Genomic DNA, 8,726 nt, shown 5'->3' with positions numbered 1-8,726 from the left:
GTCTTCATGCCTCCGCAGTGACATTGACACGCACGCGGTCGATGCCGAGGTCACGGGCAACAAACTCGCCCAGCACCAAGCCCTGCAGGTGGCGCACGTCGTGAATGTTGGCGATGACGGCCTCGGGCTTGAAGCGCGCGCCGTCCGTCGCGCTGACATGGGCGTTCTCTGCCTCACCATTGCAACCTGGCCGCGTCACTTGCCAGAGCGTGCCGCCGGCGGCGCGCACGGTGTCGGCCTCGTTGTCGAAACGAACATCGGTGATGACAAAGCGGCTTTCGCCGTCGCGCTGGTACGCGACCAGGCGCGCGAGCAGGGCGCGTGTCCAGTAGCGCGGGTGCTGCATGCGGCGGTACTCGGAGCCCCACCATTGAAGGATCTGCCGAGGTGCGCGCGGCATGTCGAGCCATTCATCGCTGAGCGGCGTGCGGTGGTCCGGTGCCGCTGCGCTGAGCGAATAGACCACGGCCGCGAGGAAGTCCTGCGGCGCGCCGCGCATGCGCAGGGTTGGGGTGGGAACGCTCTTGAGGTGGGGCGACGCCAGTTCATCGGGCATGAGCCCGAAGCCGCTGGCGACCTCGGCGCGCAGGGCATCAGCGAAGGCCAGTTTGCGAAAGCGCGCATGCGCCACCAGCAGATCGGCCACCGTGTCTTTGCCCGAGCCGGCAAAGCCGGTCAAGCCGATGATGTGTTGCTTCATGCGCGCTGGCTTCACGGCTTGCCGATCAGGACGGTGTAGCCCAGCGGCGCCGCACCCTCGGTGGTGCTCACGGTCGCACCGCGCACCTGCTCGACGTAGCCCGTGAAGGCGTCTTCGATGGCGTTCTCGGGGCGTTCCAGTTCGTAATGAAACTTCACCGCGCCGCTGTTCAGTCGGTACTTCAGGCGCGCGGTGAGCTTGTAGCCGCCGCCGTTCTTGAAGAGGCGCAGGCCGAGCGTGAAGGTCTTCGGGATCGATACCGCGCCCTCGCCGGCAGTGGCATTGATCGTCTCGTTGTAGGTGAGCTGGGTCTGCCCGTCCTGCAGCCGCTTCGCGCTCGAAAAGTTAATGCCGGACGACGCGGCGATGGTGGTCGCTACTGTGAGCAGCTTCTCCGCGTCATCGCCGTGCAGGTCGGCCATGTTGTCTTCGATGAACTCGGCGAACTCGGTCTGACTGAAGACCTCCCCGTCCTTGTCGAGCCAGCGCTTCGCTTCCGGTGTGAGAACCGCAGCGAACACGGCGCGATGGTCGCGCCAGCCCGGGCCCGCCTTCGTGTCGTTGAACACCGCGGTGATGGTGCGCGCATCGGGGTCGGCGTACACGTAGCCCGTTGCCTGGGCGTGCTGGTCGGCGAGATAGGTAAGCAGGCTCTCGAGCGAGCCCAGTGCGATGGTGCCGCGCAGCCGGTTCGGCACGATCTGCGCCTGTTCGATCTTGCTGGTGAGGTCGATGTGCTGGAACTGCGGGGGCACCACGAGGTGGGTCGTTCCCGCGATGGCCTTCGGCTCGAGGCCGATGGTCGTGATGTCGCGAACGAGTTGAGCGGTAGGCGCGTTGAGGGCGTCCATGGATCAGGCTTCCTTGAAAGTTGCGGGAGGGGTGGCGGCGGAAACGTCACGCAGCTGCAGCTCTTGCTGCCGCGGGTGATTGCGGGAGGTCTCACCGTCTTCGGTGAGCCAGAAGAAATCGCTGGCCTGCTCGGGCTTGGGCAGCTCGAGCTTTCGGTCGGCGGTGATGGTCACTTTGTCGACCGATCCGCTGTTGGAGCGGGTGGCCGGGGCCACCTTGACCTTCAGCGTGAGCGAGCCGGCGCGGCCGGTGGTTTGCACCGTGCGCAGCAGCTCGGCGAAGTCGGCGCTCAACGCGGCATTGGTGGTGCCTTCGTTGAGCTCGACAATGAAAAGGGAAAACGCTTTCACGGGCGTGGCTCTCCTGTGGTTGATGAAAAAGCGGGGTGGGGAAGGGGGGCGCGTCAGGCGGGCTGCGCGGCGGGCGCGCGGGCGGGCAGCAGTTCGCAACTGCTGACGCTCGCGCTCGTCTCGGGCGAGCCGCGTGGGCCCAGCAGGGAGCGCGGATTAATGAGCACCAGACGCAGCGCGTCGCCGGCCTTGAGCGCAGGGTGCGCCTTGCGCCAGGCTTCTGCGCTGGGGCCGAGCCAGCGCACGACATAGCCCTCGACGCGGCCGGGGCCTTGGTTGTCGATCAGCCGCATCTTCAGCACGAAGTCCTTGTTGTCATCGACGTGCTCGCTGACGGCCGGGCGGCCCGGGTAGTCCTTGCCCACGAAGAAGACGCCGGTAGTGGTGGTGGTCACAGGCGCTGTCCTTTCTTCTGCTCAGCGATGACGCGCTGGAAGGTTTTGCGGATGTCGGTTTCGCAGGCGCGCTGGTACTTGAAGCGCGGGTCGAGCAGGCCGCTCACGGGGCCGGTCGGCGGGAGCGGCGCGGGGCGCCGGCGGCGGGGTTCGAGTGCGAGCTGAATCACGGCGTGCTCCATCCGTAGACCGCCATCGCTGCGAAGATGACGGGCATGACGATGGGCACCGCGAGCATCGCGATGGTCTTGAGCAGGCCCGGTGCGGGCTGTACGGGCGACGTTCTCACGCTGGCACCCCCGCTTCGGTGGCGGCGATGGCCACGGCCTTCGTCACGTCGATGGTCAGCACGAGCGAGCGGCCGAACTTGAGCTTCACCTGCTCTTCCTTGGTGCCCCAGTCCTTGCGCTCGATTTCGCGGAAGCCGAGGTCGATGAGGGCGGCAAAGAGCTTGTCGTCACGCGAGCACATCGCGGTCTGAATGCGCACGGTCTTGCCGTGGTCGTAGGTGCAGAGGTCGCGGTGCGCCAGTTGGATGCCGCGCTCGGCGAGCGCGGGCAGGAACTGGTCGAGCACTGCGAGCTTTGCGCGCAACGCCTTGATTTCGGCGAGGCGGCGGCTGTGCTCGTAGTTGGCCTTTGCGACGGCCAGCTCTTCGAGGGTCGTCGGCTCGCGGCCGTTGACCTTCAAGTGCTTCTGCCAATCGCTGATGAGACGAAAGGGCGTGCTCATGCGGCACCGCCTTGCGCCTGCTCGGCCGCCTTCGCGAAACCGCGCATCGAGCCGGCCGCGCTGATGGCCGACAGGTTCAACGCATCGATTTCACCGTTGAGGGCGTGTGCCTGCGCGGCGAACTGGGCGCGCATTGGGTGTGCGGGCGCGTCTTCGACGTGGGCGCGCACCACGCCGTCTGCGATGCCGGGCAGCGAGACTTTGCCGGCCTTCAGTGCCTTGTCTGCGAGCGGCAGGCCCATGGGCTGCCACGCGGCGATGCCGACTGCGGGGCAGCGATAGAACGCCTGGCGGCGCGTGCTGACCTTGCGAATCCAAATGTCCACGCGCGCCGAGCCGGTCGGGACGAAGCCGGTGGCTGCGCCCGCGCTCGTGGCGTGGTGAGCTTTGACGCCGCGCATCGCCTAGCTCGCGCGCTCGAGGCGTTCAACTCGGGCAATGGGGTGCCCGGTCTTGGTGTGGGCGGCGTGGAGCGCCGCGCTGCCGTCTTCAGCGTCGAGGTCGACGTGGGGGAGCAGGCCCGACTCGCTGGATGCCGGCTCGTAGAAGCAGCGGTAGCTGCGGGCGGCCGAGGCCGGGATCGTGTTCGCGGTTCGCTTCATCTGTCCATCTCCAAGTTGGGATGGACGAATAGTAGCGATGCTGCTTTCTCAGAACAATAGCAATGCTGCTGTTGTTACAAAATAAAGTAGCAGGGCTGCTTTTTGCAGCCTTTGGCGTCTCAGCGGGGCCGGATGTTTTCCGCAGCAGTCCAATAGCCGTCGGGGTTGCCGCGGGGCCGAACCTTCACCAGGCCCGCAAAGATCGCGGTGTCCTCGAGGAAGACGATGGCGCCTTGGCTCAGGATCAGGCAAGAGCCGCTGCTGGCCCCGCCAACGAGCGCGCGATTGAAGGCCTCACTATCGTCTTGAGAGGCGAGGGATGTGAGCTTTTCGTACTGCTCTCGCCTTGAGCAGGCTGCCACCGAGTTTCGGGCGATTTCGTAGCCATTTGCTGAAGGCTTTGCCGGCGATTGAATGGGGGCGCCGCCGGCTGCGGTTGGTGGCGGCCTGGAGGGAGATTGTTTGGGCGCGTTCTCAAGCGCCCCAGCGGGGCACTCGGAAATTTGCAGGGTGATGATTTTCCCATTTGGCATGGTGCATTGCGTCGCTGACCATGCTGCCGACGACAGGCATAGGCCTAGTGATGCGGTCAAGAGCGCATATCTCAAAGCTTTACCCCCATCCACACCGCGCGTCCGATGATTTCAACGTGATGGCTGGCATCAATCGGGATGTCTGGGTTGCCGTCTGCGTTGTCCGAGCGCGCTACCCAGCCCGAATGCGTCTGGGCAAGCCGTTTGACGATGAGGTCGTCTCCATAGGCCAGCGCGAAGACGGAGCCGCTTCTTGGCTCTCGGTTGCGGGTGTTCACCAGCAGCACCGCGCCGTTGATGATCGTTGGCTCCATGCTGGTGCCGGTGACGTGGACGATGCGAGCTGAATCCGGTGTGGCTCCGCAGGAGGCGAGAAAGTCGCGGCGAAATTGCAGTGACCCCTCGACCTCTTCAACAACTGTTGCGGCGCCCGGACCCGCCGACAAGCGCACGGTGAGGCGCTGCACGGCCACGAACTCCGCTTCTTCGGAGGCCGGGTGTTCGATGACTTTGGCCGCTCCTGCAACTTGAGCCGCGATGGTGGGGCTGAAGTCGCCGATCGCTACTCCGAGGCCCCGCGCGAAGTTCGACGCCTGCTCTATGTTTAGTGGGCGGCGGCCATGCAGATAGTGACCCATGTTCGGCTGTGACCGCAGGCCGTACTGCGCCGCGAATTCATCCTGTTTCAGGCCTCCGGCCGCTCGATATTTTTTGTACAGCGCGAGCAGCCGCGCGGCGTCTTCGCGCTGCCAGTTTTCGAGTGAGTTCGTGTCGTTGTTCTTCACTCTGAAAACTGTAGCGACGCTACTTTGCTTGACAAGCAGCATTGCTATTGAGATAACATAGCAGCAAAGCTACTAAGTTCAAATGCACCACCTGAAATCCATTCGCGAGCGACTGGGCGTGACGCAGCAGGCGCTTGCAGACGGCATCGGCTGCACACAGGGCAATGTTGGGCACTATGAGCGCGGGCAGATGCTTCCGCCCAATGTCGCGACCAAGCTGATTGCGTTTGCTGCCGCACGCGGCCTGCGGATCGGATACGACCACATCTACGGCGATAAGCCCTTGCCCGAGTTGCACTCTGTGCTGAGTGCCGTGCGCATGGAAGGCGAGAGCGCGCATGCGTGACGGTCTTTTGAAGTCGCGCGTCCTCATCACCCTCGTGGAGTGGGCGGCGGTACTGGCGGAAATCGCGTTGCTCTTCGCGTGGAAGGCTGCGGCAATGCAGGGCGCCGGCCGCGTGCTGGTGGCCTGGCTGGTCATTTCTGGCTTGGGCGGGTGCGCGTGCATCTTGGCTCCGACTGGTCGCTTGCCTCTGCCGGCCTTTGGCCATCACCTGCTGGTGGTCTGCAGCGTGCTCTCTGGCGGCGCGCTGTTTTGGTTCGGTCACAGCTTGCTCGGCGCTCTGGCGCTCATGGGCTTGTTCGGGACGTGCGTCTATCGCCGCCGGTGTGACGCCGCAGAGAGGGTGCCGCGCCTCAGATGACCCGGACCTCCTTCCACCTTCAGGCGCTCGCTGCGCAACGCGAGCGGCGCATTGCCACGTTCTCACGACCATCGCACGTCCGCCGGGCGCACCACGTCGACGGCGGGCGTCAGCACGCGTCGGCACAGGCCTTCGAGCGTCTTCGTTTGCCGCGGCGTGCGTGCGCCATGGGCCAGCGCGCTCGCCGAGCAGATGGCGATCCACGCCGAGACGGTTTCCCGATTGATTTCGGGCTCCACCTCCAGCAACAGCACGAGCTGCTGCAGGAACTGCTCGATGGCATCGATTCGCTCGCTGGGCGTGGGGGCGAAGGCTTCCATGGCCGGCTGGTCTTTCTCTTCTCTTGAGGTTTGCATGAACGCAACTTTCTCAATTCCCGGCCATCTCGCCTATGGCGGCGATGAGCCCAATCCCTCCAGACCCGCCGGGCAGGACATCCTCGATGCGGTCTACAACACGGTGCACGGGTATCCGGGCGGCGTCACGGCGCTGGCCGCGCGCATGGGCATTCCTGTCAACACGCTGACGCACAAGGCCAACCCCAACACGACCACGCACCAGCCCAACCCGCGCGAGCTCATCGCGATGCAGGCCTTCAGCGGCAATTTCGCGGTGCTCCATGCGATGGCCGAGGCACTGGGCCACACCTGCACTCTCGCGACGCCAGACCAGTCGGGCGCCGATCCGGTTGAGGCGCTGATGCGTCTGCATTCGGCCTTCGCCGACTACGTGCGGGCCACGGCGGATGCGGTGCGCGAAGGCGAGGGCGCTGTCACGGGCAATCAGGTGCGTCGTGCCGACTACGCCGCGCAGGAGGTCATTGCGGCCGTGGGCCACGTCATGGCGCTTCTGCGCGGGCGCATGCGGAAGGCGCCGCAGACATGAGCCGTGGGGAAATGGATCTGCCGCCCGATATCGACTTGGCGAGCCTGCTCGCGCGGGTAGATGAGGTCGGCGATTGTCTGATCTGGAACTGCTATGCGCTCGATGGCCTGCATCCGCAGTGGCGTGTTGGCGGGCGGCTGTGGAACGTGCGACGCTTGCTGTGGCTGCTCGTGCGCGGTCCGCTCGCGGCCGGCCTGCAGGTGGGAGTCGGCTGCGATGCCGAACTGTGCGTGCATCCCGATCACTTGGCAGCGCGAACGCGCTCGCAGGCATGCGCCGGCAAGTCGAAGACAGCCGCTCACCGGGTGCGCATCGCGCTGGGGAAGCGGGTCGATTCGATACTAACGGCAGACATCGTGCAGGCGGTGCGCATGAGCGCTGAGCCGGGCGTAGTCCTCGATGAGCAGCTCGGGCTCTCGCGCGGCTACGCCTCGAAGCTGCGCACGGGAGCGGTTTGGCGGCAGCACGGGTGCGCATTCGCCGGCCTGGGGGAGCGTGCAGCGTCATGAGCATCAAGGTGATGACGATGGTGTTCGACCGCTACCCTGTGGGCGGTAGCGAGCGGCTTCTCGCGCTGGCCATTGCAGACCATGCGCACGATGACGGGACGCACATCTACCCGGCCATCGACACGCTGGCGAGCAAGACGATGCAGAGCCGCAGCACGGTGCAGCGGCAGATCGCCAAGATGCTTGCCATCGGTTGGCTCGAGCGCGTCGGGTCGAAGACGGGGCGCGGCTACGTCAATGAGTACCGCATTTCGTCGGCGTGGATCAGGGGCGAGTTGTTGCCTTCGCAGGTCGCCCCGCCGCTTGTTACAGACGTGGAGCCCAGTTATCCACAAGCAGGTCAGATTGACACCCTTATTTCTGCTCAGAAGGGTGTCATCCAGAACGAAAAGGGTGTCATCCACGACGTGAAGGGTGTCACAGCTATGACACCCGAATCTTCAGAACCGCCAAAGAACCGAACCCCCCTACCCCCCGAGGGGGGAGCGACGGGTTTCGATCAAGTCTTTGCGGAATACCCGAACCATGCCAACCGGGCGAAGGCAGAGCGGCGATGGCGCCGGCTTAGGCCCGACGCGGCATTGCAGCAGGCCATGCTCGCGGCCATCGCCGTGCAGCGGCACAGCGTGAAGTGGAGCAAGGACAAGGGCCAGTTCGTGCCCGAGTTCCACACCTGGCTGCGCAACGCGGGTTGGCGCGACGACGTGAGCGACCGCGGCCCGGTTGTGCCGTGGGACACCAACCGCAGCACTATCGAAGCCAAGGCTGCTGAGCTTGGCATGGCCCCTTGGAACGAGGGAGACCTGAGCGTCAACCGCGAGACCTTCCACGCCTACACCGAGCGCGTGCGCCGTCTGGTCGAACAGGAGGTGGAATGCGCATCGACCTGAAGCTCGACGGCATCGAGTCCGTGCGCGGCGCGCTCAACAAACTCACCGGCAATCAGGCGCGCGATGCGTTCGCCGCGGCCCTCAACGACACGGCCTTTCGCGTGCGCCGCGAGATGCAAAAGGAAATGCGGGCGGTATTCGACAAGCCGACGCCGTACATCCTCAAGAGCGTGTATGTCCGGCAGGCCACGCGGCAGCGGCAGGATGTGGCCATCGAGCCCACCTACTTCGGGGGCAAGGGGGTCGACCCGCAGAAGATCCTTCAAGCGCAGGAGTTCGGCGGCAGGCGCACGGACAAGCGCAGCGAGGTGGCGTTGCGCCGCGTGGGCATTCTGCCCGCCGGCTTTCAGACGGTCATTCCTGCGAGTCCATACCCGGGCAGTGATGACGGCCGGGGCAATCTGCGCGGCTCATTCCTTTCGCAGCTGCTGTCGTACTTCCGTGCGTTCGGCGAGCAGGGCTACCGGGCCAACATGACAGACAAGCGTCGTGCGCGCGTGCACCAAGGCACGAAGAAGGTCGATGGCCGTCGCTACTTCGTTGCCTATGGGCGCTTGCGCAGTGGGCCCACTGCGCACCTGCCTCCTGGCATATGGGCAGCGGCGGGCACACATGGGGTGGATGTGCGCCCTGTGCTGTTGTTCGTGCAGGTGGGTGAGTACGTGCCGCTGCTCAGCATGGAGACGGTGGCCGAGCATGCCGACGTGGATGCGTACATGGCGCGACGGCTGCGCTACCGCATCAGGCAGGCGGTGGGCGAATGATGGCGGCCAAGGCAGGCATGCACCA

General features: G+C 65.3%; 18 protein-coding genes. 6 read left to right on the top strand and 12 right to left on the bottom strand.

The features are described 5' to 3' along the window. Positions 1 to 4 precede the first annotated feature (4 nt). The 11 genes from VPA02S_RS03790 to VPA02S_RS03745 form a co-directional block, all read right to left on the bottom strand. Entirely contained in the window at positions 5 to 700 is a 696-nt protein-coding gene (locus tag VPA02S_RS03790; protein WP_062362288.1) for a deoxynucleotide monophosphate kinase family protein, read from the bottom strand. An 11-nt stretch (positions 701 to 711) separates the two neighbouring features. Next, positions 712 to 1,551, bottom strand: coding sequence for a DUF2303 family protein (locus VPA02S_RS03785; protein ID WP_062362286.1), 840 nt, complete (start codon positions 1,549 to 1,551; stop codon positions 712 to 714). Positions 1,552 to 1,554: 3 nt separating this feature from the next. Further along, complete coding sequence (locus VPA02S_RS03780) at positions 1,555 to 1,902, bottom strand: YfdP family phage-associated protein (RefSeq protein ID WP_062362283.1); 348 nt, start codon at positions 1,900 to 1,902, stop codon at positions 1,555 to 1,557. A gap of 53 nt (positions 1,903 to 1,955) precedes the next feature. Next, a complete protein-coding gene (locus VPA02S_RS03775) occupies positions 1,956 to 2,297 on the bottom strand; it encodes a hypothetical protein (RefSeq protein WP_062362282.1) in 342 nt (113 codons plus the stop codon). Further along, on the bottom strand, positions 2,294 to 2,467 hold the full coding sequence (locus tag VPA02S_RS03770) for a hypothetical protein (protein WP_155736556.1): 174 nt from the start codon (positions 2,465 to 2,467) through the stop codon (positions 2,294 to 2,296). The genes VPA02S_RS03775 and VPA02S_RS03770 overlap by 4 nt, the downstream gene beginning before the upstream one ends. Next, entirely contained in the window at positions 2,464 to 2,586 is a 123-nt protein-coding gene (locus tag VPA02S_RS32285; RefSeq protein ID WP_259347631.1) for a hypothetical protein, read from the bottom strand. Before VPA02S_RS32285 ends, VPA02S_RS03770 begins: the two co-directional genes overlap by 4 nt. Next, positions 2,583 to 3,029, bottom strand: a complete 447-nt coding sequence (locus VPA02S_RS03765; RefSeq protein WP_062362276.1) for a hypothetical protein — start codon at positions 3,027 to 3,029, stop codon at positions 2,583 to 2,585. The genes VPA02S_RS32285 and VPA02S_RS03765 overlap by 4 nt, the downstream gene beginning before the upstream one ends. Further along, positions 3,026 to 3,430, bottom strand: coding sequence for a hypothetical protein (locus VPA02S_RS03760; protein ID WP_062362273.1), 405 nt, complete (start codon positions 3,428 to 3,430; stop codon positions 3,026 to 3,028). Before VPA02S_RS03760 ends, VPA02S_RS03765 begins: the two co-directional genes overlap by 4 nt. 3 nt (positions 3,431 to 3,433) lie before the next feature. Then, on the bottom strand, positions 3,434 to 3,631 hold the full coding sequence (locus tag VPA02S_RS03755; RefSeq protein ID WP_062362271.1) for a hypothetical protein: 198 nt from the start codon (positions 3,629 to 3,631) through the stop codon (positions 3,434 to 3,436). A 119-nt stretch (positions 3,632 to 3,750) separates the two neighbouring features. Then, entirely contained in the window at positions 3,751 to 4,164 is a 414-nt protein-coding gene (locus VPA02S_RS31675) for a hypothetical protein (protein WP_155736555.1), read from the bottom strand. A gap of 71 nt (positions 4,165 to 4,235) precedes the next feature. Next, on the bottom strand, positions 4,236 to 4,949 hold the full coding sequence (locus tag VPA02S_RS03745; protein WP_162269811.1) for a LexA family transcriptional regulator: 714 nt from the start codon (positions 4,947 to 4,949) through the stop codon (positions 4,236 to 4,238). A gap of 82 nt (positions 4,950 to 5,031) precedes the next feature. On the opposite strand from VPA02S_RS03745, the gene VPA02S_RS03740 reads away from it, so the two are divergent. Beyond that, a complete protein-coding gene (locus VPA02S_RS03740) occupies positions 5,032 to 5,295 on the top strand; it encodes a helix-turn-helix domain-containing protein (protein ID WP_062362263.1) in 264 nt (87 codons plus the stop codon). Next, positions 5,288 to 5,653 (top strand): hypothetical protein, encoded by a 366-nt coding sequence (locus VPA02S_RS03735; RefSeq protein WP_062362261.1) that lies wholly within the window; start codon positions 5,288 to 5,290, stop codon positions 5,651 to 5,653. The genes VPA02S_RS03740 and VPA02S_RS03735 overlap by 8 nt, the downstream gene beginning before the upstream one ends. 62 nt (positions 5,654 to 5,715) lie before the next feature. Here the strand turns inward: VPA02S_RS03735 and VPA02S_RS03730 are convergent, their stop codons facing one another. After that, positions 5,716 to 6,009, bottom strand: coding sequence for a hypothetical protein (locus tag VPA02S_RS03730; protein WP_155736554.1), 294 nt, complete (start codon positions 6,007 to 6,009; stop codon positions 5,716 to 5,718). Between VPA02S_RS03730 and VPA02S_RS03725 the strand changes: the two genes are divergently transcribed. The 4 genes from VPA02S_RS03725 to VPA02S_RS03710 are packed head-to-tail and all read left to right on the top strand — an operon-like array spanning position 6,008 to position 8,701. Further along, entirely contained in the window at positions 6,008 to 6,538 is a 531-nt protein-coding gene (locus tag VPA02S_RS03725; RefSeq protein WP_062362255.1) for a phage regulatory CII family protein, read from the top strand. The two genes, VPA02S_RS03730 and VPA02S_RS03725, sit on opposite strands and share 2 nt — an antisense overlap. Before the next feature lie 11 nt (positions 6,539 to 6,549). Further along, positions 6,550 to 7,047 carry a hypothetical protein gene (locus tag VPA02S_RS03720; protein ID WP_062362252.1) on the top strand — a complete coding sequence of 166 codons (498 nt, stop codon included), beginning with the start codon at positions 6,550 to 6,552 and terminating at the stop codon, positions 7,045 to 7,047. Continuing rightward, positions 7,044 to 7,937 (top strand): helix-turn-helix domain-containing protein, encoded by an 894-nt coding sequence (locus tag VPA02S_RS03715; RefSeq protein WP_155736553.1) that lies wholly within the window; start codon positions 7,044 to 7,046, stop codon positions 7,935 to 7,937. Before VPA02S_RS03720 ends, VPA02S_RS03715 begins: the two co-directional genes overlap by 4 nt. Continuing rightward, positions 7,922 to 8,701: a hypothetical protein gene (locus tag VPA02S_RS03710; protein ID WP_062362246.1), complete on the top strand. Its 780-nt coding sequence runs from the start codon at positions 7,922 to 7,924 to the stop codon at positions 8,699 to 8,701. The genes VPA02S_RS03715 and VPA02S_RS03710 overlap by 16 nt, the downstream gene beginning before the upstream one ends. The last annotated feature ends 25 nt before the right edge of the window (positions 8,702 to 8,726 follow it).

This window comes from Variovorax paradoxus NBRC 15149 (assembly GCF_001591365.1).
In the GTDB taxonomy this organism is placed as follows: Bacteria; Pseudomonadota; Gammaproteobacteria; order Burkholderiales; family Burkholderiaceae_C; genus Variovorax; species Variovorax paradoxus.
This window is presented reverse-complemented; position numbering and strand designations above follow the sequence as displayed.

Bases quoted from the DNA above. Each gene is read 5' to 3' on its own strand.
- VPA02S_RS03790 (WP_062362288.1), bottom strand. From the start codon at position 700: ATGAAGCAACACATCATCGGCTTGACCGGCTTTGCCGGCTCGGGCAAA.
- VPA02S_RS03785 (WP_062362286.1), bottom strand. From the start codon at position 1,551: ATGGACGCCCTCAACGCGCCTACCGCTCAACTCGTTCGCGACATCACG.
- VPA02S_RS03765 (WP_062362276.1), bottom strand. From the start codon at position 3,029: ATGAGCACGCCCTTTCGTCTCATCAGCGATTGGCAGAAGCACTTGAAG.
- VPA02S_RS03760 (WP_062362273.1), bottom strand. From the start codon at position 3,430: ATGCGCGGCGTCAAAGCTCACCACGCCACGAGCGCGGGCGCAGCCACC.
- VPA02S_RS03755 (WP_062362271.1), bottom strand. From the start codon at position 3,631: ATGAAGCGAACCGCGAACACGATCCCGGCCTCGGCCGCCCGCAGCTAC.
- VPA02S_RS31675 (WP_155736555.1), bottom strand. From the start codon at position 4,164: ATGCCAAATGGGAAAATCATCACCCTGCAAATTTCCGAGTGCCCCGCT.
- VPA02S_RS03740 (WP_062362263.1), top strand. From the start codon at position 5,032: ATGCACCACCTGAAATCCATTCGCGAGCGACTGGGCGTGACGCAGCAG.
- VPA02S_RS03735 (WP_062362261.1), top strand. From the start codon at position 5,288: ATGCGTGACGGTCTTTTGAAGTCGCGCGTCCTCATCACCCTCGTGGAG.
- VPA02S_RS03725 (WP_062362255.1), top strand. From the start codon at position 6,008: ATGAACGCAACTTTCTCAATTCCCGGCCATCTCGCCTATGGCGGCGAT.
- VPA02S_RS03730 (WP_155736554.1), bottom strand. From the start codon at position 6,009: ATGCAAACCTCAAGAGAAGAGAAAGACCAGCCGGCCATGGAAGCCTTC.
- VPA02S_RS03720 (WP_062362252.1), top strand. From the start codon at position 6,550: ATGGATCTGCCGCCCGATATCGACTTGGCGAGCCTGCTCGCGCGGGTA.
- VPA02S_RS03715 (WP_155736553.1), top strand. From the start codon at position 7,044: ATGAGCATCAAGGTGATGACGATGGTGTTCGACCGCTACCCTGTGGGC.
- VPA02S_RS03710 (WP_062362246.1), top strand. From the start codon at position 7,922: ATGCGCATCGACCTGAAGCTCGACGGCATCGAGTCCGTGCGCGGCGCG.